Raw genomic sequence first — 26,357 nt, forward strand, 5'->3', positions numbered from 1 at the left:
CCCTGTAACACGGTCACGTGGTTGCGGGCGAGCTGGCTGCGGATGACCTGGATCTCCCGGCCGATCACGTGCTGGGGCCGGTCTCGACGCGGCCCGTGCTGCAGATCAAGACCGGGACACCGCGGTGAGCTTGTCGATGCCGGGGGCGTAGGCGGTCATCCAGTGCGGATGCAGCCGGTAGTAGACCACGTCGTTGTCCCAGCCGAAGGCGTCGTCGCCGTAGAAGTCCTTGAAGTAGGCGAGCAGGTCCGGCCAGTCAGCCGCCGGCTCGCCGTGGTCAGGGTTAAGGATTTCCACCGTGCCGTGCGTGAACACGCCCAGGTCCTCACCGCGCATGTGCGCGATGCTGATGGCGGGGCGGGCGGCGAGATGGCGGGCCTTGGCGGCGCTGCGCGCCGTGCCGAAGTGCCACTTTCCGTGCAGGAAGTGCCCGTCCACGCCGCTGATCCGCGGCTCCCCCTTTGCCGTCACGGTGGACAGGGCGAGGGTGCACATACCGGTCAGAATTCGGGTGACCTGCTCCGCGGTCAGGGCGTTCGCGGTGACGATCGAGCGGAGGTGCGAGGTGGAGCGGGAAAGGGAGGCTTCGAGGAGAGTCTGAAGCTCCTTGAGCTCCTCGGGCGTTTCGCGCATTGAGGTCCTTGTCTATCCGTGAGTCCCCGGTCCGCACCCACATCGGCGCCGACCGGTGAATTCATGATTGACCTAAAACCCGACGCCTTGTGTCATGTTTTCATCCGTTCTGCGGACGCCGTCGCCTGACCAGCGTTCTTGGGGGGGGCCAAGCACGGGAGAAAGGGGCAGTCGTGCCTCTGACCTGGGCGATCCCACCCCACGTCCAACGTGGGGGCACGGTGATGAGGGTGCGCTCCGGAGATGACAATGGCCCGCGCATCGCGTCGGGCCATTGTCGTGGTGGCGAGCACGCCGAGCGCCTCATTCTCTGGGCCGTAGATGCGGCGGATGTTGCAGGCGCCTTGCCCGTATCAGGCCGGCCACCGCCAATCAACCGCGTCGGTCGCGTTGGCGCACGTCCATGGTGAGAGCCGTGAGCGGTCGTTTTCGCTGACGGACTCGACCTCTGCTGGAGGAGATCCGGCCGGCCCGAGTGTTACGGCGTGGAGAACAGACCGGGCCCTGGGGGCGAGGAGCCGTCGGGGCAGACGCCGTTCGTGACCCGCAGGAACTCCAGCTTCTCCGCATCGACGGAACCCGCGGCCACGGTGTAGACGACGAGCCGGATGTCGCAGCCTGGGACGGTGAGCACGTCGCAGTCGCACGTCACCTCGCCGGCCTGGGGGTGCACGATGGTCTTGCGGGCCGAGACGTGCAGACCGACTGCACCCTCGTCCCACAGCCGGGTGAACTCCGCACTGGTGGAGCGCAGTTCCGCGACAAGGTCGATCAGTCCACGGTCGCGGGGGTAGTTGACGAGAGCTGTGCGCAGATCGGCTACGAGGGTGGGGCCCAGGGTGTCGTCCTCCTGGAGCACGGGCCAGGCCGCGAGCCCTGAGGGCCCTGCGCTGAAGACCGCCCGCACCAGGTTCCGCTCGACGTGCGTCCGTGCGCTGGGGTCGCCCAGTAGCGCTGCCCATGCGGGAGTCCAGGACAGCAAGGTCCAGTCGGCACTGAACACGCCCACGGGGAACTCGCCGAGGCGAGCCAGCATCCGTAGGACCCCCGCTGGAACATGCGTGGAGATCGTCCCCTCCTGTGGCGGGAGGAGGCCGGCCAGCCGGTAGGCGTAATCGCGCTCCATGGGTTGCAGTTGCAGTGCCCTGGCCAGGCTCGCGACGACCTGCGCCGAAGGGCTCGTGGCGCGCCCCTGCTCCAGCCGCACCACATAGTCGACCGACAGCCCTGCGAGCTCGGCCAGTTCCTCGCGTCGCAACCCCACCGCACGTCGTCCGGGCCGCGAAGTCCGGCCGACGTCGACGGGAGAAAGCCGGTCGCGCCAGCGGCGCAATGCCGTGCCAAGGGTCTCGTCCACTCGACCATTATGTCCGCCGGACAGCCGTTCTGCCTGGTACTGGCCGTCCCACCGTCGCCCAGGGCACTGGTTCTCCTCTCGTCACGGGCCGAGAGTGAACGCATGACAACAACATTCATCACGGGAGCCAACCGATCCCTCGGGTACGAGACTGCCCGCCGATTGATCGAGGCCGGCCACACCGTCCTCATCGGCGCTCGCGATCCAGAGCGCGGCCAGGCAGCCGCGGAGACACTCGGCGCCCGTTTCGTTCAGATCGACGTGACGGACGACGCGTCGGTGGCCGCGGCCGCCGCCGACGTCGAGGCTCGCGAGGGGGTCATCGACGTCCTCATCAACAACGCAGGAATTTTCGGGCCACACAACCCCGCCGACCAGATCACGGCCGCTGACGCCAGCGCGGTGTTCGAGGTCAATGTCGTGGGGATCGTCCGAGTCACGCACGCGTTCCTGCCTCTGCTGCGCAAGTCCGCGAGCCCGGTCATCGTCAATGTGTCGAGCGGCATGGGGTCGTTCGCGGCAACCCACGACGCCGAGCGCGTCGAGTCCAGGCCCGTCGCGCCGCTCTACACCTCCTCGAAGGCTGCCGTGACCATGCTGACCACGCAGTACGCGAAGGCCTGGACGGACGTGAAAGTGAACGCGGCCGATCCGGGCTATACCGCGACCGACTTCAACGGGCACAGCGGCCCGCAGACAGTGACCGAGGGAACCGACGCGATCGTCGAACTCGCCACCATCGGGCCGGACGGACCGACCGGAACCTTCCGTGACCGCCACGGTGAGATGGCCTGGTGATCCACCTCTGAATTCGGGGCGTGCCCGGCACGGACGAGGGGGAGACCCCGGCAGCCTCGAGTCTCTCGCGGCATCCTCGGCGATCCGTTCACACCACACTGACTGGCCGTACCGGCCTGCAGCTTGTCCAGGTGCGGGCCGGTGCCGGCAATCGAGGTGAAGGCCTCCATGAACTTCGGCGACAACCCAGCACCTCCACGACCGCCTCGGAGATGTCCACCTGCGGCATCCTCGCCTCCGCGCGCCTGCGCAGGTCGATCAGGGACGGCGGCTCATCGATCGCCTTCACGCTCGCGAGGTGGATCTTGCCTTCGTCGTCGATGCTGACGGACGTGTTCGCGGCCGGCCCGGCCCGCACCACCCGGTAGGCACGATCCGGCCGCTCGGCGTGCTCGGCCAGCAGCACCTTGGGGTCTTCGGGCAGGCCCAGGTCGGTCAGCACGCTGTCCTTGACCGCCGTCCACGCCGCGCCCTTCAGCAGTTGGGCGTCCGGGTCGCGCCACCGGCTGGAGGCGGGCGCGTGGATCTCGCGGCCTTTGAGGTGGCGGTGGAACTGCTCCAGCACGCAGAACACGTACGCGTTGCGGTCGACCAGGCCATCGGTACGGGCCGGATGGCCGAACACCAGCCGCTTCCACGGGCCGGTCACCACCAGCGGGCCGATCAGCCGCAGCGGCAGCACCGTGATCGGATGGTGGCGCGAGCGGTAGGCCAGCGCGTCCGGCAGGGCCTGCATAGCGGCCAACACCCGCCGGCCCTCGGCGTTGGCCTCGAATGCGATCACCGCGGTCAGCAGCTTCACGAACCCGGACACGGTCGCGTACTTGCTCGCCCTCTCCGCCCGCCAGCCGCCGTCGTCCTCGGCGTCCGGCGGCGGCACCAGCCCGGTCACGGTGGCCACCGCCGAGCGCGGCTGAGCGCGGGGCACGACCGCGTCGATCATCTCCCACACCTCGAACAACCGCACGTCCTCGCTCCACGTCTCGGCCTCCAGCAGCACCTCCACCGCCTGGGCCAGCCAGGCGAGGCCTTGGCCAGACGCGGATGCTTGACGACCTTCTGCTTGTCGGCCTCTCGTTGCGCCTTGCCGAGCAGCTCGGTCACCATGAGCAGGTCCAGCAGCTCCAGCGTGTCGTCGATGGTCTCCAGCCGCTGCGCGGTGGCCAGCAGGGTGGCCAGGCGCCGCGAGGCGGGATGCTTCTTCAGCCCAGAGTGCGCGGTCAGGCCATAGCGGGCCGGCTCGTTCAGCCGCCGCTGCGGCGCCGCGGCGTCCAGCTCCAGCCGGCCCAGCCCGGTGCCGCCGCTCTCGGCCACCAGATCCAGCGAGTTGACGATCTGCGGCCCGGACGCCTTCGACGGGCCGGTCCGCCAGCGCTCCGGATCCGAGACCTTCTTGCCCGGCGGCACCTCCAGCAGCAGGTCAGCGGAACGCCGCGGCGTTCCGGGCCGCCCAGTCGGCGTAGGTGTGCGGAGCGCTGCCAGTCAGCTCCCGCACGGCCGGCGACACATCCGCGGCCCTGCCGACGAACGAGGCGAACAGCGTGAGCATCGAGTCCACAACCACTGCGGGGGTTTGCGTGATCATCTGTTCGCGGGCCTGCTCGGGGGGCAGTTCCTCGAGGCGCAGGTCGCGGCCGAGGACCTCGCCGAGGATCCGTACCCGCTCGGCCGTCGTCAGCGAGGCGGGCCCTGTCAACGCGTATGCCTTGCCCGCGTGCCCGTCGTCGAGTAGCGTCCGCGCGGCCACCGCGGCGATGTCGCGCTCGTCGATCGGCGCGGTCGCGGCTTCGGCGAAGGGAGCGCGCACCACGCCGCCGTTCTTGACGCCGGGCGCCCACCGCAGGTCGTTCGCCATGAACGCGCCAGGGCGCAGGAAGGTCCACGACAGCCCTGACCTGGCCACGGCCTGCTCGTACTCGGCGTGGACGCTGCCGAGCACACCCGCCTGCTTCATGGTCACCGCCAGCGCGGACAGCAGCACCACGTGCCCGAGACCGGCTTTCGCGGCCTCGGACAGGAAGCCGTGCACCTGACCGGCGGCCGGGAGCAGGAACGCGCGGTCCGCGCCCTGCAGCGCGCCGCGCAGGTCCTCCGCCTGGGACATGTCGGCTCTGACCACCTCCACGCCGTCGGGCAGGCCGGCCCGCTCGGGGTTCCGGCTGATCGCTCGGACCTGCTCGCCCGCCTGGAGCAGCAGGTTCACCAGATGGCGGCCGACGTTGCCTGTCGCCCCTGTCACCAGTATCACGTCTACCTCACTTCGGATATCCGAACTGTTTGGGTATAGGGACTGTATCCTGTGGTTGTGATGGATGACGCCCCGCCCCCTCGACTGCCACGACCGGAGGAGGTCAAAGAGGCCCTTGGCTTCGTGCCCCTGGTGGAGGCCTACTTCCGGCGAGCCCAGACTGAGATGCCGGACTCCCTACGGGAGCTCTTCCGCAGCCATCGGCTCACCGCCAGGCACGGCGCGGTCATTCCACAGCTGACGGTCGAACCCTCACTGAGCGTGAGCGAACTGGCCGACAGGATGGGCATGTCGCTGACGACCGCGAGCGAGCTCGTCGGCGACCTCAGCCGGGCCGGCCTGGTCGAGCGCCGGGAGGATCCGGCCAATCGCCGCCGCACCTTGGTGTCGCTGGCCCCTCACCATCGGGCCATGGTCGAGGGGTTCGTCGCCCTCCGTGCCGCGCCTCTGCTGCGCGTCCTGGACAAGCTCTCGCCTCAGGACAGGCAGGGGTTCGTGGCGGGGTTGACCGCGTGGGCCCATGAGGTGCGGAACTGGTGACGAGCGAAACCGGTCGGGGCAGGGCGCCGTCTTCGCGTTCTGGAGGCGTGTTGACGGTTCGGCCGGCAACGCGAAGACGGTCCAAGCGATCGCCACGCCGGCGAGGAAGGCCGGCGACACCCGCACGGGCCGCTCGGTCGTCGCCAGGACGATGGCGGACAGGATCCGGGGTCCCATCGTCATCGTGATGGCGAGCGGCAGTATCGCGAGATCCATGCCGGGGAGATACCCCCCGAGACGTGGTGCCGGACCCGTGGTCGAAGGCATTATGATCAAACAACACGCCTGCGACGAGGAACGATGTCGAGCATCAAAGAGGTCGCCCGGCTGGCCGGGGTCTCCGTGGGCACCGTGAGCAACGTGCTCAACCGGCCCGAGATGGTGGCCGCCGACACCCGGCTGCGGGTGCGGGCGGCGATCGCCCGGCTCGGCTACGTCCGCAACGGCTCCGCCCGCCAGCTACGGGCCGGGCGCAGCCGCACGATCGGCGTGGTCGCGCTCGACCTCGCCAACCCGTTCTTCATCGACGTGCTGCGCGGCGTCGAGACGGCCGCGCAGCACGAGGGCCTCACCGTGATGGTCTTCAACAGCAACAAGGACGCCGATCGCGAGGCCGGACTGCTGGAGACGTTCGAGGAGCAGCGCCCGCTGGGCGTCCTGATCACCCCGGTCAACGACCCCGGCGAGGAGGAGCGGCTGAGCCGGCTCCTCTCCCGCGGCATCCCGGTGGTGCGCTTCGACAGCTCCGCGCCGCACCACCACGGCTGCGCCGTCGCCGTGGACGACCTGCTCGGGGGCCGGCTGGCCGGGCGGCACCTGCTCGAGCGGGGGCACCGCCACATCGCCTTCGCCGGCGGGCCGTTCACCGTACGCCAGGTGCGGCAGCGGCACGACGGCCTGTCCGCCGTGCTCGGACGGGCCGGGAAGCTGACCGTCATCCCCTTGCCCGACCTCACCGTCGCCACCGGCCGCGCGGCCGGCGAGGAGATCGCCACCCTGCCGGCCGCCGACCGGCCCACGGCGGTCTTCTGCGCCAACGACCTGGTCGCCATCGGGGTGCTGCAGGAGATGACCCAGCGCGGCCTGCGGGTCCCGGCCGATCTGGCCATCCTGGGCTACGACGACATCGACTTCGCCGCCGCGGCCGCCGTTCCGCTCTCCTCCATCCGTCAGCCGCGCGAGGAGCTCGGTCACACCGCCGCGCTGATGCTGCTGGAGGAGGCCAACGAGCCGGAAGGCCACGAGCACCGCCAGGTGATCTTCCAGCCCGACCTGATCGCGCGTGCCTCCACCGGCTAGCGGCCGGCCTCCCAGCCGTGGGTCTTCATGAGCCAGGCCGCCACCCGGGCGAACCGCTCGCCGTCGAGCACCGCGCCCTCGCGCCGGATGTCGTCCTCGTCCAGCACGAAGACCCGGTCCAGCCGTACGTACGACACCCGGTCGTCCCGGCCCCAGGCGCCGAGCTCCAGCCAGTCGGGCCCTTCGTCGCCCTTGCTGGACAGCATCAGGCCCAGCAGCCTGCGCCCGGTCCTGCCCACGATCAGCAGCGGGCGGTCCTTGCCGCGCGCCGGGTCCTCCTCGTACGGCACCCAGGCCCAGACGATCTCCCCTGGGTCGGCCAGACCGTCGAGGTCGGGGGAGTAGGCCAGAGTGGCGGGGCCGTTGAGGGAGTGGATCTCGCGTACCGCACCCCGGGCGGGCCGGGGGTCCTCACCTAGATCGCGCATTGGGGGAGCCTACCGCGCCAGGCCGCACCCCCCCCGATCGCGCACCGAGGCGCCGGCGGCATCAGAGGCCGGCGAAGAACGCCCTGATGTCGGCGGCCAGCACCTCAGGGGCCTGCAGGGCGGCGTAGTGGCCGCCGGTCGGGAACTCCGACCAGTGGACCACGTTGTGCGCCCGCTCGGCGTAGCGCCTGACCGTGCTGTCCCCCGGGAACACGGCCACGCCCGTCGGGGTCTTCCCCGGCGCGTCCGGCACCTCCCAGTCGCCGCCGCTCTCCCGGTAAATGCGGGCAGATGACCCGGCCGTGCCGGTGAGCCAGAAAAGGGTGACATCGGTGAGGATGTCGTCGGCGGACACCCCGCCCACGTCCCGCCCCCACGAGGCGAACGCGTCGAGCGTCCAGCCCAACAGCCCGGCGGGGGAGTCCGCCAGCGCGTACGCGAGCGTCTGCGGCCTGGTGCCCTGGATGGCCGCGTACCCGGAGAACTCCCGCCGCCACCGCTCGACGCCGCGCGCCCGCTCCGCCTCCGCCTCCGTCAGCCCCGACATGTCGTCGGTGACGAACGCGGTGAGCGCGTTCACGTGCACGCCCACCACCCGTCCGGGAGCCAGCCGGGCGACGGCGGGCGAGACCAGGGCGCCGAAGTCGCCGCCGTGCGCGCCGTACCGGGAGTAGCCGAGCCGCGACATCAGCTCCACCCAGGCGGCGGCGACCCGCCGCACGCCCCAGCCCGGCTCCGTGGTCGGGCCCGAGAACGCGAACCCGGGGATGGACGGGATCACCAGATGGAAGTCGCGGCTGAGCGGCCCGGCGACGCGTGAGAAGTCCGCGAACGTGCTGGGCCATCCGTGCGTCAGCAGCAGCGGCAGCGCGTCCGCCCGGGCCGAGCGCACGTGCGCGAAGTGCACCCGCTGACCGTCGATCACGGTCGTGTACTGCGGGAACGCGTTGAGCCGCGCCTCGTTCGCGCGCCACGAGTAGCCGTCGAGCCAGTAGCCGGCCAGCTCGCGCACCGCCTCGGGCGGCACGCCGTACGACCAGCCGACCCCGTCGAGGGCGTCCGGCCAGCGGGTGCGTTCCAGCCGCTCGCGCAGGTCGTCGAGCCGGTCCTGGGATATGTCAATGACGAATTCGTCCATGTCCCCGACGCTAGGCGCCAATGCGGCCAGAATCGGGCCACAATGATGACGTGTTGAACACCTCGGCGAGACTGCTGCGCCTGCTGTCGCTCCTGCAGGCCAGGCGCGACTGGTCCAGCGCCGACCTGGCGGAGCGGCTCGGCGTCGCCCCGAGGACGGTGCGCCGCGACGTCGACCGGCTGCGCGGCCTCGGCTACCCGGTCCTTTCGACGCCCGGCGTCGCCGGCGGCTACCGGCTGGGCGCGGGCGCCGAGCTGCCGCCGCTGCTGCTCGACGACGAGGAGGCCGTCGCGGTCGCGGTCGGCCTGCGCACCGCCGCGAACGGCACCGTGACCGGCATCGAGGAGACCTCCCTGCGCGCGCTGGCCAAGCTGGAGCAGGTCCTGCCCGCCCGCCTGCGCCACCGCGTCAACACGCTGCAGCGCCACACCGTACGGATCAACCGCGAGGGACCCACCGTCGACGCCGACGTGCTCACCCGCGTCGCCGCCGCCTGCCGCGACCACGAGCAGCTCCGCTTCGACTACACCGGCCACCAGGGCGAGAGCGCGCTCAGGAGGGCGGAGCCGCACAGCCTCGTCACCAAGGGCAACCGCTGGTACCTGGTCGGCTGGGACGTCGACCGCCGCGACTGGCGCACGTACCGCGCCGACCGGATGCGCCTGCGAACCCCGAACGGCCCGCGTTTCACCCCGCGCGACCCGCCCGAGCCCGACGTGGCCGCCTGGGTGCAGCACCGGCTGGCGCACCAGATGTGGCCCTTCGAGGCCCGCTTCCTCGTGCACGCCCCCGCCGAGCGGCTCGCGGACAGGACGTCGGGCACGGTCGAGCCGGTGGACGACCGGACGTGCCTGCTCATCCTGCGCGGGGACGACCTGCGCCTGATAGCCATGGCGGTCGCGTTCCTGGACGTGGACTTCGAGGTGCTGGAGCCGGGGGAGCTGAAGGAACAGCTGCGCGCTCTCGGTGAGCGGCTGCTCTCCTCTAGAATCTGATTCTGTGTCAGCGTTCTTCACGCAGAAGCAGGGCGAGCTGGTGCCCGCGCCGCACGCCCGCGGCCCCTGGTCCTCCGACATGCTCCACGGCCGTCTGCTCGGCGGGCTGGCCGCGCGGGCCATCGAGAGGCGGTACGCCCAGCCGGGGCTGCACTTCGCCCGGCTGACGGTCGATCTGTTCCGCAGCAGCCCGATGATGCCGGTCACGGTGGAGACCTCGCTGATCAGGTCCGGGCGCCGGATCCTGGTGGCCGACGCGATCATCTCCACCGAGCAGGGGGTGATCGGGCGGGCCGGCGCGGTGCTGCTGCGGCAGGGCGAGCAGCCGGGCGGTGCGCAGACGTTCGTCACGCCCGCGTGGGACTCGCCCCCGCCCGACGCGCCGCCGCCGGTGGACGGGCGCGTCGCGTGGACCCCGCCGTTCGACCTGTGGCGGGTGACGGAGTGGGGCGAGCCGGGTCCCGGGCGGGTGTGGGTGCGGGAGAGGCATCCGCTGGTGGACGAGGAGCCTCTGACCCCGTTCGTACGCGCGGGGCTGGCCGCCGACTTCGCCAGCCCGCTGAGCAACGCGGGGGTGGAGGGGCTGCAGTTCATCAACGCCGACTACACCCTCACGCTCGCCCGGCTCCCGGCCGGTGAGCTGATCGGAGTCGAGACCACCGGCCACCTGAGCGCCGACGGGGTGGCGACCGGGCAGGTCACCATGCACGACACGGCCGGGCCGTTCGGGTTCTGCGTGGTCACGGCGCTGGCCAACCCGGTCGCCATCGGCGGCCGGCGGTCCTGACGGGATTGTCGTAGCTGTGGCGTAGCGTTCGGCGGGTGCGTTCAGCTGTTCGTCTCGCCGCCGGTGACGGGTTCCGTCTCGACGCGGTGACCTGCGTCGACGACCATCGCGGGTGGTCCTCGCCCGAGGTCGGCTCCCGGCACGGCCTGGTGCTGGTGCGTCGCGGCATGTTCCGGCGCAGGGCGGACGGCCGGGCCGCCGTGCTCGACCCGACGATGGCGTACCTGTCGGTGCCCGGCGAGGAGGAGCACTTCGCCCACCCGGCGGGCGGTGACGTGTGCACCTCGGTGTCCCTGTCGCCCCGGCTGTGGCACACGCTCGCCGGTGACGGCCCGCCCCCGGCCCGTTCCACCCTGTACGTGGACGGCCGCCTGGACCTCGCCCACCGGCGCTTCCTCGCGGCGGCACGCGGCGGTGACACGGCCTTCGAGCTGGCCGAGTCCCTGCTCTCCCTCATCGGCGCCGCCCTCGGGGCCCCCTTCGGCGGGGGAGCGTCGAGAGCGGGCACCGCCGCGGCGCCCGCTCTTGCCACCGCTGCGGGCAGCACCGAGGTGCGTGCTCCTGGCGCCGGAACGACCGCCGAGGCGAGCGCCCGTACAGGCGGATTCTCCGGAGCACGTGCCATCAAGGGGAGCTCCGGCCGGGGGCGCGGGGGCTCGCCGGGTGCCGTCGTCAGGACCAGCGCGGCGATCGCCGACGCCGCTCGCGAGGCCATCGCGGCCGATCACCCTGCGGCCGGCGGGCTGCTGTCGCTGGCCGAGCTCCTGGCCGTCTCGCCGTACCAGCTCAGCCGGGCGTTCACCCGGGAGCTCGGCGTCTCCCTGACCCACTACCGCAACCGCGTACGCGTGGGCCGGGCGCTCGACCGGCTGGAAGAGGGGCAGACGAGCCTGGCCGGCCTGGCCGCCGATCTGGGCTTCGCCGACCAGGCCCACCTGACCCGTACGATCCGCCGCCACGTCGGCCAGACCCCTACGGCCCTGCGCCGCCTGCTCGCCTGCTCGCCGGCTCGCTGTGACGACGCCGACGTCAGGCCGGCTCTCGCGGGGCCTCTAGCCTTCCATGAGGCAGAAGGGGTGACCGTCGGGATCGATGAGCACGGTCCAGTCGGCACCGCCCGGCTGGAAGTCGGGCACGGTGGCGCCGAGCCCGGCAAGCTCCTTCTTGGCGGCCTCGACGTCGGGGACCTTGAACTCGAGGTGCACGTGCTTCCCGCCGTTCGGCCAGCCGGGGCCCTGGTAGCCGTCGACCCGCTGGAACGCGATGGATACCGGGCCGCCTTCGAGCCCGACGAAGTCGTCATCACCTGAGCCGACCCGCCGGCCGGTGGCCTTGGCGTAGAAGGCCGCCAGCGCGGCGGGGTCGGCGCAGTCGATGACGATGGAGGTGAGTGTCGTTGTCATGCGCCCAGCCTGGCGGCGACGGGGCGGCCCGGTCTTGAACATCCTTGCACCGCCACCGGCGGGTGCCTGGGCCCCGAGGACCGCGGCCTCACGCCCGGAACGTGCGGCGGTAGGCGTCCGGCGGTAGGCCGACCGTGCGGTGGAAGTGGCGGCGCAGTGTCGTCGCCGTGCCCATGCCCGCGGCCGAGGCGATGGTGTCGACGCTGTCGTCCGTGGTCTCCAGCAGTTCCTGCGCGCGGCGGATCCGCTGCGTCAGCAGCCACTGCAGCGGGGTGGTGCCGGTTGCCGAGCGGAAGTGGCGAGCCAGGTGGCGCGAGCTCATGTTCGCCTGGCGGGCCAGGTCCTCCACGGTGAGCGGCTGGTCCAGCCGCCGCATCGCCCAGGTGAGCAGCTCGGCCAGGGGTTGGTCGTCCTGGGCCGGCACCGGTGTGGAGACGAACTGGGCCTGGCCACCGGCCCGGTGGGGCGGCACGACCAGGCGGCGGGCGACCACGTTGGCGATCGCCGAGCCGTGGTCGCGGCGTACCAGGTGCAGGCACAGGTCCATCGCCGCGGCCTTGCCCGCGGACGTGAGCACGCTGCCGTTGTCGACGTAGAGCACGTCCGGGTCGACCTCCACCCGGGGATAGCGCGCGGCCAGTTCCTCGGTGTGGGCCCAGTGCGTGGTCGCGCGCAGCCCGTCCAGCAGGCCGGCGGCGGCGAGCACGAACACGCCCGTGCACAGGGAGACCACCCGCGCGCCCGACTCGTGGGCCGCGCGCACCGCCTCGACCAGGTCGGCCGGCGGGTCCTCGTCGACGTCCGCCAGGGCGGGGACGATCACGGTGCCGGCGTGCGCCAGCCAGTCGAGCCCGCAGTCCGGCTCCAGCAGGAACCGGCCGACCCGTACGGCATGTGTGCCGCACACCCGGACGTCGTACCAGGGGCCTGGCACGGCGTCCGGCGCGGAGCCGAAGACCTCGTAGGCCAGGGCCAGCTCGAAGTGGAGCATCCCGTCGGTGGCGGCGACCGCGAGGGAGCGCGGGACAGACGTCATGTCGGAAATTGTACGGGTCATGTCGTTCCGGACACTGGGCATCGATGGACCAACCGGACAGGATTTCCGCTGTGAATCACTTCGAGCACGTGGGAGCAGGCATGGAATCGGGTCGGTACGTGGCGGTGTACGGCGCTTACGGGCACACCGGGCGGTTCGTGGTCGCGGAGTTGCGCCAGCGCGGATACGTCCCGCTGCTCCTTGGTCGCGACCGGGACAAGCTGCTGGCGCTGGTGGAGGCGTACCCCGGGCTTGAGGCACGGCAGGCGTCGGTCGACGACCCGGCCTCGCTCGACCGCGCGCTGAACGGCGCGGCCGCTGTGATCAACTGTGCCGGGCCTTTCGCCTCGACCGCCGCTCCGCTGGTCGAGGCGGCGCTGCGCGCCGGCCTCCCGTACGTCGACGTGGCGGCCGAGATCGAGGCGAACGTCGACACGTTCGCGCACTTCGCGGAGCGCGCCCGCGCCGCGGGCACCGTGGTGGTCCCGGCGATGGCCTTCTACGGCGGCCTCGGCGACCTGTTGGTCACCACCGCGATGGGCGACTGGACGGCGGCGGACGAGGCGCACATCGCCTACGGCCTGAGCAGTTGGCACCCCACCGGCGGAACGCGCGCTTCTGGCGTCGTCTCGGGGCAGCGACGGAACGGCCGCCGGGTCCGCTTCAGCGGAGGACGGCTGGAGTACCACGATGACGCTCTGCCGACCCTGGAGTGGCCCTTCCCGGCTCCGTTCGGTCCCCAGAGCGTCATCGGCGAGTTCACCATGGCCGACGTCGTCACCGTTCCCAGCCACCTGGCCATCGCGGAGGTGCGCACGTACATGACGGCCAAGGCGGCCGCGGACCTGTCCGCCCCAGACACCTCGGCGCCGATCGCCGTCGACGAGCGCGGCCGCTCCGCGCAGACCTTCGTCGTCGACGTCCTCGTCCGCTCGGGCGGCACGGAACGCCGCGTGGCCGCCGCCGGTCAGGACATCTACGCCATCAGCGCGCCGCTCGCGGTGGAGGCCGTGGACCGCATCCTCACCGGCCGGACCAGGACCACCGGCGTCGCCTCCGCGGGCGCGATCTTCGACGCCCCGGACTTCCTCCGCGCCCTGTCCCCGCACCTGTCGCTGCACGTCCCGTTCGACACGCGCGGCTGACCGGTGACCCGTGCGGGCTGTGTGCCCGGCGGCCGCCGGGGCCGACCGGTCGTGCGGTCCAAGCCCCACCAGGCGGGGACCGCTGAGGCGTGGCGGGTAGGGGTGCCGTCAGCGGGTCGAGGTCCGAGGGCGGTTCCACCAGAGGGACAGGGACAGGGCCGCGGTGATGAGGACGGCGCCGCCGGCGGCGAAGGCGGCGGCTGTGTCGATCCGTTGGCGGATGACGGTGAAGCTGCCGGGGAGGGCGTCGAGCGCGCTCTGGAGCTGGTCGGCGTTCTCGGCGCGGTGGTAGGAGCCGCCGGTGGTCCGGGCTATCTGCTTGAGCGCGGGCTCGTCGATCATGCGGACGTTGCGGCCCCTGTCGAATCCGCCGCGGCCACCGAAGCCGCCGCCCCAGCCGCCGTCGAACTGGGAGTTGTCGCAGACCATCGGGGCCGGGTCCGTGGTGCCGAAGCCGATGGTGAACACGCGTACCCGCCGCAGCGCTGCTTCCTGGGCGGCGGTCTTGGGGTCGACGCCCTGGGTGTTGGCGCCGTCGGTGAGCACGACGATCGCGGCGCCGGCGTAGCCCGCCCCGCTGCCGGGGTTCGCGCCGGTGGGGGCGACCGACGGGTCGACCTCCGCGATCGCGTCGATCGAGGTGAGCATGGCCTGCCCGATCGCGGTGCCGCGGGACACGGTGAGGCCGTCCAGCGCCTTGATCAGCGAGTCGGTGTCGTCGGTGGGAGGGACGAGCAGGCCGGCGGTGCCGGCGAAGGTGACCAGGCCGATGCGCGGCCCGCCGCGCTGCGGCTCGATGAAGTCCGCGGCGGCCTTCTTGGCGGCGGTGATGCGGTTGGGGTCGACGTCCGTGGAGCACATGGAGCCGGAGGTGTCGAGCGCGAGCAGGATCGTCGCCGACGTCTGCGGCACCGGCACGGACGCCTGCGGCCTGGCGGCTCCGACCGCGAGCAGCGCGAGCCCGGCCACGAACAGTGCCGCGGGGATCTTCCGCGTCCAGCGTGTACGGCCGGGCAGGGCGCTGCGTACGAGCGGCGATCCCGACGCCGCGCGGCTCCCGGAGTGGGGATGTTGGTGAGGCGTTCGGCGAGCGCAGTGACAGCGTCCCTGTCTCCTTCGAGTGCCTGACGCGGCTCGCCGAGACTATGGAACAGGTAACGACGGACTTTGTGGTCGAGGATCCAACGGGTATCTATCGCGGAATAAATGAGTTGAGCAATCCCGATGCCAATCGCCATCAGCGCCATCAGTTCGCCGTCAGCGCCGAGCGCGCTGTCGCATAGGCGAGCCAAGTCGCGACTGGGACTCTTCAAATCTCGTTCGACCTTGCTGAGCTGGGCCTTGCTGTAGTGGACCCGGTTGGAGAGAGCCGTGGCCATGTAAAAGTGGCACCGGCATATCACTCTGGCCATGCTCGCCCTGGCCCTGCTGGCGGCCATCGCCGCCGCCCAGCCGCCCAGCACCACCGACGACGCATTCCACTGACCTTGCCCGCGATCCGCCGGCTCCTGGCCGCACTCGTCCTGACCCGGCACCACTCCACCAAGAACGTTCTGCGCCGGCCAGACTGGCGCCGCCGGCACCAAGCGAGAGCCCGACACTGCCACTAGCAGCGCAGACCCGAACCATGATCGCAAAGTGTCACCGGAGTACTAGCGGACCGCAGGGACGAACAGTCGAAGGCCAGCGCTCCTGCCACACGCGGGAGCCGGCCTTCGTCGTTCTCAGTGCGCCGCCCGCACTGCCGAAACCAGTCCGCCGGTGCCCTCGTCCTGCTGCGGCGGGGTGAGCACCGGACGGCCGTAGGCCTCGGCGCGCTCACGCAGGGTGAAGGTCTCCGCCTCCCAGCCGAGGCCGCCCAGCCAGCCGACCGGGTCCTCCGGCATCTCCGAGACCCACATCGACGCTGCTGATCCCGGAGCGGCGTCCCCGCGGAAGCGTTCGACAACACCGCGCGGGCCCAGGGTCAGGCCCATCCTGCTGCCTGCAGCAGACAGCGCGCCTACCCGTTCGAGCAGCGACTGCACCGCGTCCTCGGGCAGATAGATCAGCAGTCCCTCGGCGATCCACACCGTCGGCTGCGCCGGATCGTGCCCGGCCGCGGCCAGGGCGCCGGGCCAGTCCTCGCGCAGGTCGACCGGGACGGTGATCCGCTTGCAGCGCGGAACGGCCCGCTCCTGATGCAGCACCGAGGCCTTGAAGCCCAGCGGCTCGGCCGTGTCGACCTCGAACAGCCGGGTCCCCGCAGGCCAGTCCATCCGGAAGGCCCTGCTGTCCATCCCGGCTCCGAGCAGCACGACCTGCCGAACGCCGGACGCGACCGCCCGGTCCAGCAGGTCGTCCAGGAACTTCGTCCGGATGACGATCGAGAAGGCCACACCGAGCCAGCGGCGCCGCGCCGCCTCGTCCGCGTGCGGGGGCGGCGGCGTCCCGGGGCCTCTCCCGCCAGCCGTGGCGAAGGCCAGCGCCAGCGGGTCCCGGAACAGCGGCTGCTCGCGTGCCGTCTCCATCGCCCTCACTCGGGCCACGCCCACGGCTGTGGCCCACACTCCGGATGGCTCGACCCGTCCCGCCGCATCAGTCATGCGTTCAGCCTAGATGATCTATTCCAAGGGGTTTAGTGGTCGTAGGCGGTCAGTGTACGCATGACGGGCTGTCCGGTGTGGTCGTTGTGCCAGATCGCAGCGGTCAGCGCGAGGATCCGCTGGAGCACGCGCACGATCACTCCGCCGGGGGTGCGGCCGCGGTGGCGTTCGAGGTCGAGTTGGCACTTGAAGGTCTCATTGACCGACTCGATGACCTGCCGCAACGGCTTGAACAACTGGGCTCCGGCCCGTTCGGGCTCGCCCTTGCGGGCCGGTCGCAGCAGCCGGAGTTCCCACTCGGCGAGTTGGCGCTCGAAGGCGGCGCCGAAGTAGTTCTTGTCGCCGATCAGCGTCTGCCCGACCCGGTCGCTCAGCAGGCCGGGCTCGACGTCGAACATGGCCAGCAGCGTCTGGCGCTCGTCGGCTTTGGCCCCGGTCAGCGCGAACGTGACGGGCAAGCCGTGCAGCGTGCACACCAGGTGCAGCCGCAGCCCCCAAAGAACCGCGAGTGGCTGGCGCAGTAGCCGTACTCAGCCCATCCGGCCAGGTCGGAACGCTTGACGGTCCCGCGGGAGCGGCCGCACTCCACCGGGGTGGAGTCCACGATCCACACGTCGTCGGTCCACAGCGTGGTGTTGACGGCGAGCAGCCGGGTGACCTGCTGGATCAGACCGGCGGCCTTGCGCAGCCGCTTGTTGTAGCCGGGCTGTTTGGGCAGGTAGGGGAACAGATGCCGCAGGTGAGCGCGGGTGTGCCGGATCCAGCGGGCCTCGGAGGTGAAGCCGAGCATGGCCTGCATCACCGCCAGGGTGACCAGCTCCGCGTCGCTGAGCTGCGGTGCGATGCCCACCGCCGGGCGCCATGGCGCGAGCTGCGGCGATCCCTTCAGCAGGTCGTCGGTCTTCACGTAGAGTGCGGTCGCGAGGGAGTCCAATTCTGTCTTCACACACCGACATTGGGCTCCCTCACCTCGTGCGCGCAGGCGATCCCTTGAGACGATCATCCTGGAGTCGGCGCCGCGGAGGACGTGGCTGCCCTGTGCAAGGTTCCCGCACCGCGCAGGCGCCGCGCGGCGAGCGGTACGCCGCTGCGCCGCCGGGAGCGGCGCAGCGAAGCCATGCAATGTGCGCCCGATCGATCAGGACGCATCGTTCTGAGGCTTCAGGTGCTCGGGCAGGCCGGTGTTGGGGATGCCGAACTTGTGCGCGTACTGATCGTTGAGTTCGGACCAGCCGAAGTCGACTGCCGTGGCGCCGCGGATCGGCGGGATCGGATGCCCTTCGAGCAGCTTCTCGGCCACGTCGAGGCAGATGTGCCAGCCGGCCGCGACCTTCGGGATCCAGTCGCGGTCCTGAACGGTGTGCCGCAGTGTCAGTCGGGCACCGGTGTCGGTGGCCGCCAGTTCCCAGCGCAGCAGATCGGTGCCGAGGGTGTACTCCAGCAGCGTCGGTGGTTGGGCGCGCACAACCTCGGCCGCCATGTCCTGGGGCTTTTCATCGTCGATCATCGTGATCATGGCGCCGCCTGCCTCGGAGAGATTGCGGTCAGCGGTATAGGGCGCCCACGCGGCGAGTTGTTCGGGCTCGGTTAGCGCGGCCCACACTTTCTCGGGCGGGTGGCTCAGGTCGCGGGTGAAGACCAGGGTCCAGCGGTCTTCCGTCGCCTCGCAGTCGACGTGGGCCGGCGGGCTCGGGTGGTATGCGTTGGGGGTCATGACTACTCCAGGTTGTCGAGGTGGCGCTCGAGAGCGTCGAGATGCCGGTCCCACAGGGCGCGATACGGCTGAAGCCAGTCGTCGAGTGCCTGGAAGGGACCTGCGTGAATGCGGTAGATCCGCCGCTGCGCCTCCGTACGGCAGGTGACGAAACCGGCCTCCCTGAGCACCTTCAGCTGCTTGGACACCGTGGGCTGGCTGACGTCGAGCGCCTCGACCAGTTCGTTCACACTGCTCTCGGCCTCCAGGAGCCGGTCGAGAATCCGGCGCCGGGTTGGTTCGGCGAGCACGGAGAACGTATCGACGGACATGCTCACTATATTCCTCGTCCAATATATGCTTGTCAAGGCATATACGCGCCCGCTGGGCCGCCACACCAAGCGAGTCCGCCCAGTGGACCATCCGCCAACCGGTCATGCGGGCGTCGACGACGCGACCACTGAACACCTTGGAATGGATCATCTAGAGGGCGTGGTGTCGATGCGGCCGCGGCCCTGGCCTCAGATCCCGGAGATGACCGCGAAAGCGACGCGGGCCGCCTAGGCTAGGGCGGCGGATGGTCAAGCACGGTCTGGAGAAGAGGGTTCTGGCCTGCTGCTGGCCTGTCTCGCCGGGAAATGCCTGGTCAAGGCCAAAGGGAAGCAGCGGACCGTCGCCACTCATGTGATCGCCGCGGTCCGGGATCTGACCCGGCTGGGAGGCGGTCAGCAAGGCATCGGACACGATGTCGTCGGCCAGAGAAGGTCCCAGCCGCCGGGCGACATAGCGCCGTAACGCGGGTGCGTGCCGGTCGAAGAGGTCGGCGAAGGCCTGTGGGTTTCGCTCCGAGCGCCGGATCAACTCGGCGTCGTCGGCCCTGCCGAGTTCTTCGGTTGTCACATCACGCCGTCCCTACGTTGCGGTTCGTCGGCTTTCGCTCGTACGACCGATGCGGGTTCACGCTGTGGAGTGGGATCCATGCCACATGGGTTCGCTAGATCGGTCACGCGCTTCGTTTCGTACGGAGCTTCGAGCCCATGCACCCGTGCGTGCATCCGTCGCGAGACGGTAGCTATCGAACGTTTGAGACGTCAGGCGCGTCCAACGCAGTGTGCGTATGCTCGATGACGGCTGTTCACGGAGGAGGAACCGTGGTAGGTGGTCCCACGCCCCAGGTGATCGTGATCGTGCTGCGCGGGGTCGTCGATGACCGCTCCGCGAAAGAGGCTGCCCGCATCCTGGAGGGTCGCCTGAAGCAGCGTGAGCGCTGGCTGATCTTCGACCTGTCCGGTGCGCAACAGATCACCCCGGGCGGCTGGCGATTCATGCTGCGCGCGTGGCTCGACGCGCGTGAGGCGGGCGGAGGCGCAACGCTGGCGGGCGATGCAGAGGCTTGGCGGGCTGTGGCTCGCCAGATCGGGCTGCCGACTTCACCTGACGTGGATCAGGCCCTGGCGGCTCTGAACCCGGATCGCCGGAGGTCAGAAATGGCCTTGTCGGCGGGACGGCCATCGGATGAGGGGTCGCGGGCGGGAATGCCCCCTATGGACGGATGGGAGAAGGCGTTCCTCGCCTTCTTCGGGCATCGCTCGTCATCCGATCCCTTGAAGGACGCGTTCTCACGTGCGCTGGTCATGCAGGCGCTCGCCGACGTCAGGCCGGATGAGATAGAGCCCGATCCGGCTATGGAGATCATGCCGGACGACGAGGTGCTGGACGCCTTGCGTGAGTCTCTGCTGCCCAGGGGCATGCAGGAAGGCTTCGCCTACCTCGGAGACGCTGAGAGTGCGCCGGCGGTGGAGCGGGCGCTGCGGCAGTTCGGCGAGGCGTTCGGGTGGGAGATGACGCCACGTTCCGAGCCGCTGGAAGGCTCATGGTTTCGCCGATTCCGGCTGAAGGCCAAGGATCTGGCAATGTCCGCGGACGCCAAGGAGATCGCCGAAGAACTGCGCCGGGCGGCCGAGCTCCGAGCGCTGCACAGCGTCCAGGCGGACAACGACAGCAAGCAGGCACAGGCCGCAGCGACGCTGATCCAGGCGCTCGACGGCACTGAGCAGGCGGTGGTGATGGTCGGGTCGGTCCTGGTCATCAAGGATGCGGGTCGCTTGGCGGTACGTACGCTGACTCAGCGCCAGCTGATGTTCCTGGAGCGCAGCGCCGACATGACGCAGCCGAGCAATGTGCTCGAAGCACTGGAGCTGTGTGGTGCAGCTGATGACCCGCCGCCGACGCGAGAGCGCTCCCTACCGTCCGGCGAAGATGATGACTGATCCGAACGGTGTCGCGTTCGGCAACTTCGGTAACGACGGCTCTCTGCGGTGAAGCGTCTGTCCCGAGCGACGTCTGGACCATCCACTGCCACCCGAGATGTTCCCCTACACCAAGGCCACCGCCCGCTGAGCCAACTGCAGCAGCACTACTTGCCTTGGTAAAGACACCCGCATCTGAGAAGCGGGAGCACCCTGCGAGGCGCAGCCCCGGAGGCCCCCTCTGACCAGCCCAAATAGCGACCAGGTGGCGGGTGGCGCGAACTGCTTATCGAGTAACACACACACGTCGAGAGACGGTTACATATCGCCCATCAATGGATTAACTGGACTCCATACGGCTCGAGCTCTCCTAAAGCAGGTGCCAGAGTAACCCGTAAAGATGGGCACCACCGTGGGCCGAACGGGTGGATCTCGAGGCGGAGCAGGTCGTGGTCGCGCCGTTCGGCGGCGGCACGCGATCGGCCACTCCTTGCCGAAGTTGGGCCGGCTGAGCCGTGAAGCCCAGTGTGCGCAGGCATGGGTGCAGGGACCCTGGGTGAAGGCGCCGGGAATCTTGGTAGAGCCACAGCACCCAGATCCGGTTCGTGTCAGGATTCTTGCTTGAGCGCGGTATTCACCGCAGAGTGAGCACACCACAGCTCGACTCGGTTACCGACAGTAGAGCCGTCGGTGTCTTCCGGCAGACAAGCAGGTCCTGGCACCGGGGAGCCGGAGACCCAAGGGTTGTCTGATCGAATTCGCAGCCTTGCATAGCTCGGGCGTAAAGGCGCCGGCCAGGGGACAGGGGATCGGGCACACCACGTGTGGTGGTGGGCCGGGCACGGTCGCGGAGTTCGGCGACGGCGCCCAGCCCCCCAAGGTTGTCCCACATCGAGGGGCCCGTTCCTGATCCCGGTCGCGCCTAAGCCCCCGGCCGTGGTGTCGCCGCAGTCTCGAACCCGGTGATGGTTAAGGCCCAGTGCCGCCCCCTGATGTGGCCCCTGGTCCAGAGGCCGGGTGCGGAGGTGGTTACAGCAGGCGTTCCGTGCGGTCCGCGGGGCCCGGTTACGCCTGGTGTTCCGTGCGGTCGCCGGACCAGTCCGTGTGGTAGGCGCCCTCCTTGTCCACCCGGTGGTACGTGTGCGCCCCGAAGAAGTCGCGCAGCCCCTGCACCAGCGCCGCCGGGAGGCGGTCGCGGCGCAGGCCGTCGTAGTAGGCCAGGGCCGAGGAGAAGCCGGGCGTGGGCACGCCGATCTGGACCGCGGTCGTCACCACGCGCCGCCACGCCTCCTGCGCCACGTCCAGGGCGGCTGCGAACGTCGGGTCCGCCAGCAGCGTCGGCAGGGCCGGGTTGGCGTCGTACGCGGCCCGGATCCGGTCCAGGAACTTGGCGCGGATGATGCAGCCGCCGCGCCAGATCGTGGCCATCGCCCCCAGGTCCAGGTCCCAGCCGTACTCGCGGGAGGCGGCGGACATCTGGTCGAAGCCCTGGGCGTACGCGACGATCTTGGAGGCGTACAGGGCCTGCCGGACGTCCTCCACCAGCTCGCGGCCGCCGACGCCGGAGAGGCTGGGCCCCTGCAGGGACGCCGCGGCGGCGCGCTGCTCAGGGTGGCCGGACAGGGCGCGGGCGAAGACGGCCTCGGCGATGCCCGTCACTGGCACGCCCAGGTCGAGCGCGCTCTGCACGGTCCAGCGGCCGGTGCCCTTCTGCTCGGCCTGGTCGACCACGACGTCCACGAACGGCTTGCCGGTCTCGGCGTCCACCTGGTCGAGCACCTCGGCGGTGATCTCGATCAGGTAGGAGTCGAGGTCACCCCGGTTCCACTCGCGGAACACCTCGGCCAGCTCGGCGGGCGTCGCGCCCAAGGCCTGGCGCAACAGGTCGTACGACTCGGCGATGAGCTGCATGTCCGAATATTCGATGCCGTTGTGAACCATTTTCACGAAATGTCCGGCACCGTCAGGGCCTACGTGCACCGAGCACGGCACCCCGTCCACCTTGGCGGCGATGTCCTGGAGGATCGGCCCGAGCGCCTCCCACGACTCCTTGGAGCCGCCGGGCATGATGCTGGGCCCGTTCAGCGCGCCCTCCTCGCCGCCCGAGATGCCGGTGCCGACGAAGTGCAGGCCGCGCTCGCGCAGCGCCGCCTCGCGCCGCCGGGTGTCCTCGAAGTGCGCGTTGCCGCCGTCGACGATCATGTCGCCGGGCTCCATCAGCTCGGCGAGCTGCTCGATCACCGCGTCGGTGCCGGCCCCCGCCTTCACCATGATGATCGCGCGCCGCGGCCGCTTCAGCGACGCCACGAAAGCGGCCATCTCCTCGGACGGCACGAACGTGCCCTCGCCGCCGAACTCCTTGACCAGTTGCTGGGTGCGGCCGTACGTCCGGTTGTGCACGGCCACGGCGTATCCGTGCCTGGCCAGGTTCCGGGCCAGGTTGCGTCCCATGGTGGCCAGGCCGGTGACGCCGATGTCTGCCATGTCCATCTCAAGCTCCTTTGTGGGGGATACGCATGATCAAGCCCGGTGGTTCCGCGGGATATTCCAGGATCAGTCGCTCTGCCGTACACCCAGTTCGTCCAGCCTGTCCAGCATGTCAGCCGGATCGGCGTAGACCCTGAACGCCCCCGCACGTTCGAGCTCGTCCCTGCCGTACCCACCGGACTGCAGCCCGATGCCCAGCGCGCCGGCCCGGCGGGCGGCGAGCAGGTCCCAGACGCTGTCGCCCACCACCATGGCATGCGCGGGGTCCACGTGCACCAGCGCGGCCCCGGCCAGGAACAGGTCGGGGTCCGGCTTCGCCCTGCGCACCATGTCGCGGGTGATCATGGGAGTGTCCTCCGGCAGCCCCAGCATGCCCAGCGCCAGCCGCGCCGTGCGGGCGTACCCGCTGGTGGCGATGGCCCACGGCACGCCGCGCGAGGTCAGCTCCGACAGCAGCTCGGCCGCGCCCGGCAGCGGCCGCACGGAGTGGACCTGCTGCTCGTACGCCTCCATGTGCGTGGTCTGCAACGTGTCGATCTGCTCCCGCGTCAGCTTCAGCCCGGTCTCGCGCAGCAGCGCGCTGACGAACAGGCCGCCGCTCATGCCGATGCGCCGGTGGATCCGCCACACCGACAGGTCGATCCCCATGCTCGACAGTGCCTGCCGCCACGCGATCACGTGCTGGTAGACGCTGTCGATCAGGGTGCCGTCCAGGTCGAAGAGGAACGCGGGAGTCGGGGCCTCAGGGAAGTCGCTCATGGCTCCATGACACCATGGACGACTATGCGGATCATCATCGCGGGTGGGCACGGGAAAATCGCGCTCAAGCTGGCCGAACGCCTCAAGTCGGGCGCGGTCGGCATCGTACGCAATCCCGCCCATGTCTCCGACGTCGAGGCCACCGGCGCCGAGGCCGTCGTGTGCGACCTGGAGCGGGCGACCCTCGACGAGGTGACGGCGATCGTGGAGGGCGCCGACGCCGTGGTCTTCGCGGCCGGCGCCGGGCCGGGCAGCGGCGCGGCCCGCAAGGACACCGTGGACCGCGCCGCGTCCGTGCTGATGGCCGACGCGGCGGAACGGGCCGGAGTGCGGAGGTTCATCCAGATCTCGTCCATGGGCGCGGGCCGGCCGCCGAGGGGTGGCGACGAGGTGTGGGCCGCGTACATCAGGGCCAAGACCGAGGCCGAGGAGGACCTGCGCGCCCGCGACCTCGCCTGGACGATCCTGCGGCCGGGACGGCTGACCGACGAGCCCGGCACGGGGCTGGTCCGGCTGGCGCCCGAGGTCCCGCCGGGGGCGGTGCCGCGCGACGACGTGGCCGCCGTCATCATGGCCCTGCTCGACGCACCGGGTACGGCCCGCCGGACCTTGGAACTCGTTTCCGGCGAAACTCCCATAATCGACCTTGTTGCGACAGAGTGATGCTTGTGACTGAATATCGCGTACTTGGACGTACTGGACTCAAGGTAAGCCCGCTCTGCCTGGGGGCGATGATGTTCGGCGGATGGGGCGAGTCCGACCCCGGCCAGTCCGCCAAGATCATCGACCGGGCGCTCGACGCCGGCATCAACTTCATCGACACCGCCGACGTCTACTCCCAGGGCGTGTCGGAGGAGTTCGTCGGCCAGGCGCTGGCCAAGTCGGGCAAGCGCGACGACGTGGTGCTGGCCACCAAGGTGCACGGCGCCATGGGGGAGGGCCCCAACCAGCGGGGCAACTCCCGCCGCTGGATCATCCAGGAGGTCGAGAACAGCCTGCGCCGCCTCGGCACCGACTGGATCGACCTCTACCAGATCCACCGGCCCGACCCGGACACCGACATCGAGGAGACCCTCGGCGCGCTCACCGACCTCGTACGCCAGGGCAAGGTCCGCTACATCGGCAGCTCCACCTTCCCCGCGCACCAGATCGTCGAGACGCAGTGGGCGTCGGAGCGGCGCTCGCTCGAGCGGTTCGTGTGCGAGCAGCCACCGTACTCGCTGCTCGTGCGCGGCATCGAGGCCGACGTGCTGCCCGTGACCCAGAAGTACGGCATGGGCGTCATCGTGTGGAGCCCGCTCGCCGGCGGCTGGCTGAGCGGCCGCTACCGCAAGGGGCAGGACGCGCCGCAGACGGTCAGGGCGCAGCGGCTGCCCGAGCGGTACGACATGACCAAGGAGGTCAACCAGCGCAAGCTGGACGCGGTCGAGCAGCTCGCCGTGCTGGCCGAGGAGGCCGGCGTCACGCTGGTCGAGCTGGCGATCGCGTTCACGATCAGGCACCCCGGAGTGACCTCCGCCATCATCGGGCCGCGCACCATGGAGCACCTGGAGGGCCAGCTGACGGCCGCGGAGGTGCGCCTGTCGGACGACGTGCTGAACCGCATCGACGAGATCGTCCCGCCCGGCACCACGATCAACCCCGCCGACCGGGGCTGGCAGCCGCCGCAGCTCGCCGACGCGAACCTCCGCAGACGTCCCTGACCTGATGCTTTGCCGATCCTGGGGTATGGCTTCCGGCATCGGCGGTAGGGGGTCCCCTGAGGTGAGGGGGGACTTCGATGTCATTCTTCGGCGGGGACCCGTTCAGAGGGTTCGAAGAGCTCACGGGCCGGGTGTTCGGCGGCATGGAGTCCTGGCCGCCGGCCCGGCCCGGCGTGCAGCGCGTGGACGTGGGCAGGCTGCTGTCCGCCTCGGCGAGGGAGGTCCTGCGCCGGGGCCTGGACGCGGCGGGCGAGCGTGGCGCGCCCGACCTGGACGTCCTGGACATCCTCGACGCGTTGACCGAGGACGACGCGGTCCGCTCGATGCTGAGCACGGCGGGCGTGGACCTGGGCAGGCTGCGCGACCGCATCGACGACCTGGGCGGGCCGGGCCAGGCCGGGGAGCCGCCCACGACGCTCTCGCCGGCCGCCAAGAGGGCCATCCTGGACGCGCAGCGGATCGCCCGCGCCCTGGGGTCGTCGTACATCGGGCCCGAGCACCTGCTTCTAGCCGTCGCCGGCAACCCCGACTCCGGCGCCGCCCGCATCCTGCAGGAGCAGGGCGTCTCCGCGAACGAGCTGCAGGACGCCATGATGGCCGGCCCGCACATGACCCGTGAAGACGGCCGCCGCAGGGCGAGCGACACGCCGACGCTCGACGAGTACGGCCGGGACATCACGGAAGAGGCCAGGCAGGGCCGGATCGACCCGGTCGTCGGCCGCGAGGACGAGATCGAGCAGGCCATCGAGGTGCTGTCACGCCGTACCAAGAACAACCCGTGCCTGATCGGCGAGCCGGGCGTGGGCAAGACCGCGATCGTCGAGGGCATCGCCCAGCGCATCGTGAACGGCAGCGTCCCCGACACGCTGAAGGACCGGCGCGTCGTCGGCCTCGACCTGACCGGGATGGTGGCCGGGACGAAGTACCGGGGCGAGTTCGAGGAGCGCATCAAGAAGGTCATCGACGAGGTGCGCGCCCACTCCGACGAGGTCATCGTCTTCATCGACGAGGTGCACAACCTGGTCGGCGCGGGCGCCGCCGAGGGCGCCATGGACGCGGCCAACATCCTCAAGC

The 26,357-nt window shown here is 70.5% G+C and carries 27 protein-coding genes and 1 pseudogene; 11 read left to right on the top strand and 17 right to left on the bottom strand.

The genetic code is table 11. The features are described from left to right. Positions 1 to 105 precede the first annotated feature (105 nt). Together AB0J64_RS51160 and AB0J64_RS51165 are read right to left on the bottom strand one after the other, a co-directional pair. Positions 106 to 633: a pyridoxamine 5'-phosphate oxidase family protein gene (locus tag AB0J64_RS51160; protein WP_364044672.1), complete on the bottom strand. Its 528-nt coding sequence runs from the start codon at positions 631 to 633 to the stop codon at positions 106 to 108. 478 nt (positions 634 to 1,111) lie between these two features. Further along, entirely contained in the window at positions 1,112 to 1,990 is an 879-nt protein-coding gene (locus AB0J64_RS51165) for a helix-turn-helix transcriptional regulator (protein WP_364044675.1), read from the bottom strand. A 102-nt stretch (positions 1,991 to 2,092) separates the two neighbouring features. On the opposite strand from AB0J64_RS51165, the gene AB0J64_RS51170 reads away from it, so the two are divergent. Then, positions 2,093 to 2,788 carry an SDR family NAD(P)-dependent oxidoreductase gene (locus AB0J64_RS51170; RefSeq protein ID WP_364044746.1) on the top strand — a complete coding sequence of 232 codons (696 nt, stop codon included), beginning with the start codon at positions 2,093 to 2,095 and terminating at the stop codon, positions 2,786 to 2,788. 88 nt (positions 2,789 to 2,876) lie between these two features. On the opposite strand, the gene AB0J64_RS51175 is transcribed toward AB0J64_RS51170, so the two are convergent. From AB0J64_RS51175 to AB0J64_RS51185, 3 genes are read right to left on the bottom strand one after another with little or no spacing between them, the layout of a single operon-like run. After that, positions 2,877 to 3,788, bottom strand: a complete 912-nt coding sequence (locus AB0J64_RS51175; RefSeq protein ID WP_364044678.1) for a hypothetical protein — start codon at positions 3,786 to 3,788, stop codon at positions 2,877 to 2,879. Further along, a complete protein-coding gene (locus tag AB0J64_RS51180; protein ID WP_364044681.1) occupies positions 3,728 to 4,195 on the bottom strand; it encodes a hypothetical protein in 468 nt (155 codons plus the stop codon). The genes AB0J64_RS51175 and AB0J64_RS51180 overlap by 61 nt, the downstream gene beginning before the upstream one ends. A gap of 13 nt (positions 4,196 to 4,208) precedes the next feature. After that, positions 4,209 to 5,036 (bottom strand): SDR family oxidoreductase, encoded by an 828-nt coding sequence (locus AB0J64_RS51185; RefSeq protein WP_364044684.1) that lies wholly within the window; start codon positions 5,034 to 5,036, stop codon positions 4,209 to 4,211. A 60-nt stretch (positions 5,037 to 5,096) separates the two neighbouring features. Between AB0J64_RS51185 and AB0J64_RS51190 the strand changes: the two genes are divergently transcribed. Together AB0J64_RS51190 and AB0J64_RS51195 are read left to right on the top strand one after the other, a co-directional pair. Next, positions 5,097 to 5,576 carry a MarR family transcriptional regulator gene (locus tag AB0J64_RS51190; protein ID WP_364044749.1) on the top strand — a complete coding sequence of 160 codons (480 nt, stop codon included), beginning with the start codon at positions 5,097 to 5,099 and terminating at the stop codon, positions 5,574 to 5,576. Positions 5,577 to 5,876: 300 nt separating this feature from the next. Beyond that, a complete protein-coding gene (locus tag AB0J64_RS51195; RefSeq protein WP_364044687.1) occupies positions 5,877 to 6,875 on the top strand; it encodes a LacI family DNA-binding transcriptional regulator in 999 nt (332 codons plus the stop codon). On the opposite strand, the gene AB0J64_RS51200 is transcribed toward AB0J64_RS51195, so the two are convergent. Both AB0J64_RS51200 and AB0J64_RS51205 read right to left on the bottom strand, forming a co-directional pair. Beyond that, on the bottom strand, positions 6,872 to 7,303 hold the full coding sequence (locus AB0J64_RS51200; protein WP_364044690.1) for a type II toxin-antitoxin system PemK/MazF family toxin: 432 nt from the start codon (positions 7,301 to 7,303) through the stop codon (positions 6,872 to 6,874). The two genes, AB0J64_RS51195 and AB0J64_RS51200, sit on opposite strands and share 4 nt — an antisense overlap. A gap of 61 nt (positions 7,304 to 7,364) precedes the next feature. Continuing rightward, positions 7,365 to 8,441 (bottom strand): epoxide hydrolase family protein, encoded by a 1,077-nt coding sequence (locus AB0J64_RS51205; protein ID WP_364044693.1) that lies wholly within the window; start codon positions 8,439 to 8,441, stop codon positions 7,365 to 7,367. A 50-nt stretch (positions 8,442 to 8,491) separates the two neighbouring features. Between AB0J64_RS51205 and AB0J64_RS51210 the strand changes: the two genes are divergently transcribed. The 3 genes and pseudogenes from AB0J64_RS51210 to AB0J64_RS51220 all read left to right on the top strand — a co-directional run. After that, the gene (locus tag AB0J64_RS51210; protein ID WP_364044696.1) at positions 8,492 to 9,436 is read left to right on the top strand and encodes a YafY family protein; all 945 of its coding nucleotides are present in this window, start codon (positions 8,492 to 8,494) and stop codon (positions 9,434 to 9,436) included. Positions 9,437 to 9,440: 4 nt separating this feature from the next. Beyond that, positions 9,441 to 10,223, top strand: a complete 783-nt coding sequence (locus tag AB0J64_RS51215; protein WP_364044698.1) for an acyl-CoA thioesterase domain-containing protein — start codon at positions 9,441 to 9,443, stop codon at positions 10,221 to 10,223. A 215-nt stretch (positions 10,224 to 10,438) separates the two neighbouring features. Continuing rightward, positions 10,439 to 11,200 (top strand): annotated as a pseudogene (locus tag AB0J64_RS51220) (helix-turn-helix transcriptional regulator); the annotation flags it as partial. 75 nt (positions 11,201 to 11,275) lie between these two features. On the opposite strand, the gene AB0J64_RS51225 reads toward AB0J64_RS51220, so the two are convergent. Then, on the bottom strand, positions 11,276 to 11,668 hold the full coding sequence (locus AB0J64_RS51225; protein ID WP_364044701.1) for a VOC family protein: 393 nt from the start codon (positions 11,666 to 11,668) through the stop codon (positions 11,276 to 11,278). 46 nt (positions 11,669 to 11,714) lie between these two features. Further along, a complete protein-coding gene (locus AB0J64_RS51230) occupies positions 11,715 to 12,662 on the bottom strand; it encodes a helix-turn-helix domain-containing protein (RefSeq protein ID WP_364044704.1) in 948 nt (315 codons plus the stop codon). Between the two features lie 101 nt (positions 12,663 to 12,763). On the opposite strand from AB0J64_RS51230, the gene AB0J64_RS51235 reads away from it, so the two are divergent. Next, the gene (locus AB0J64_RS51235; RefSeq protein WP_364044707.1) at positions 12,764 to 13,807 is read left to right on the top strand and encodes a saccharopine dehydrogenase NADP-binding domain-containing protein; all 1,044 of its coding nucleotides are present in this window, start codon (positions 12,764 to 12,766) and stop codon (positions 13,805 to 13,807) included. Positions 13,808 to 13,915: 108 nt separating this feature from the next. Here AB0J64_RS51235 and AB0J64_RS51240 read toward each other — a convergent pair whose 3' ends face one another. The 6 genes from AB0J64_RS51240 to AB0J64_RS51265 form a co-directional block, all read right to left on the bottom strand. Next, on the bottom strand, positions 13,916 to 14,776 hold the full coding sequence (locus AB0J64_RS51240) for a VWA domain-containing protein (protein ID WP_364044710.1): 861 nt from the start codon (positions 14,774 to 14,776) through the stop codon (positions 13,916 to 13,918). 755 nt (positions 14,777 to 15,531) lie between these two features. Continuing rightward, complete coding sequence (locus AB0J64_RS51245; protein WP_364044713.1) at positions 15,532 to 16,392, bottom strand: class I SAM-dependent methyltransferase; 861 nt, start codon at positions 16,390 to 16,392, stop codon at positions 15,532 to 15,534. A gap of 32 nt (positions 16,393 to 16,424) precedes the next feature. Beyond that, positions 16,425 to 16,850: a transposase gene (locus AB0J64_RS51250; RefSeq protein ID WP_364044716.1), complete on the bottom strand. Its 426-nt coding sequence runs from the start codon at positions 16,848 to 16,850 to the stop codon at positions 16,425 to 16,427. Next, positions 16,829 to 17,338, bottom strand: coding sequence for a hypothetical protein (locus tag AB0J64_RS51255; protein WP_364044719.1), 510 nt, complete (start codon positions 17,336 to 17,338; stop codon positions 16,829 to 16,831). Before AB0J64_RS51255 ends, AB0J64_RS51250 begins: the two co-directional genes overlap by 22 nt. Before the next feature lie 192 nt (positions 17,339 to 17,530). Then, a complete protein-coding gene (locus AB0J64_RS51260) occupies positions 17,531 to 18,106 on the bottom strand; it encodes an SRPBCC family protein (protein ID WP_364044722.1) in 576 nt (191 codons plus the stop codon). Between the two features lie 2 nt (positions 18,107 to 18,108). After that, positions 18,109 to 18,417: a metalloregulator ArsR/SmtB family transcription factor gene (locus AB0J64_RS51265; protein ID WP_364044725.1), complete on the bottom strand. Its 309-nt coding sequence runs from the start codon at positions 18,415 to 18,417 to the stop codon at positions 18,109 to 18,111. 843 nt (positions 18,418 to 19,260) lie between these two features. On the opposite strand from AB0J64_RS51265, the gene AB0J64_RS51270 reads away from it, so the two are divergent. Beyond that, positions 19,261 to 20,355, top strand: coding sequence for a hypothetical protein (locus AB0J64_RS51270; protein WP_364044728.1), 1,095 nt, complete (start codon positions 19,261 to 19,263; stop codon positions 20,353 to 20,355). A gap of 1,044 nt (positions 20,356 to 21,399) precedes the next feature. Here the strand turns inward: AB0J64_RS51270 and gndA are convergent. Continuing rightward, a complete protein-coding gene (gene gndA / locus AB0J64_RS51275) occupies positions 21,400 to 22,824 on the bottom strand; it encodes an NADP-dependent phosphogluconate dehydrogenase (RefSeq protein WP_364044731.1) in 1,425 nt (474 codons plus the stop codon). A 63-nt stretch (positions 22,825 to 22,887) separates the two neighbouring features. Continuing rightward, positions 22,888 to 23,580, bottom strand: coding sequence for an HAD family hydrolase (locus AB0J64_RS51280; RefSeq protein ID WP_364044734.1), 693 nt, complete (start codon positions 23,578 to 23,580; stop codon positions 22,888 to 22,890). 24 nt (positions 23,581 to 23,604) lie between these two features. On the opposite strand from AB0J64_RS51280, the gene AB0J64_RS51285 reads away from it, so the two are divergent. The 3 genes from AB0J64_RS51285 to AB0J64_RS51295 form a co-directional block, all read left to right on the top strand. Then, the gene (locus AB0J64_RS51285; protein WP_364044737.1) at positions 23,605 to 24,243 is read left to right on the top strand and encodes an SDR family oxidoreductase; all 639 of its coding nucleotides are present in this window, start codon (positions 23,605 to 23,607) and stop codon (positions 24,241 to 24,243) included. After that, complete coding sequence (locus AB0J64_RS51290) at positions 24,243 to 25,283, top strand: aldo/keto reductase (RefSeq protein ID WP_364044740.1); 1,041 nt, start codon at positions 24,243 to 24,245, stop codon at positions 25,281 to 25,283. The genes AB0J64_RS51285 and AB0J64_RS51290 overlap by 1 nt, the downstream gene beginning before the upstream one ends. A gap of 77 nt (positions 25,284 to 25,360) precedes the next feature. After that, a partial coding sequence (locus AB0J64_RS51295) for a Clp protease N-terminal domain-containing protein (RefSeq protein WP_364044743.1) occupies positions 25,361 to 26,357 on the top strand: 997 nt, incomplete at its 3' end.

The sequence above is a fragment of the Nonomuraea sp. NPDC049695 genome (assembly GCF_040674955.1).
In the GTDB taxonomy this organism is placed as follows: domain Bacteria; phylum Actinomycetota; class Actinomycetes; order Streptosporangiales; family Streptosporangiaceae; genus Nonomuraea; species Nonomuraea helvata.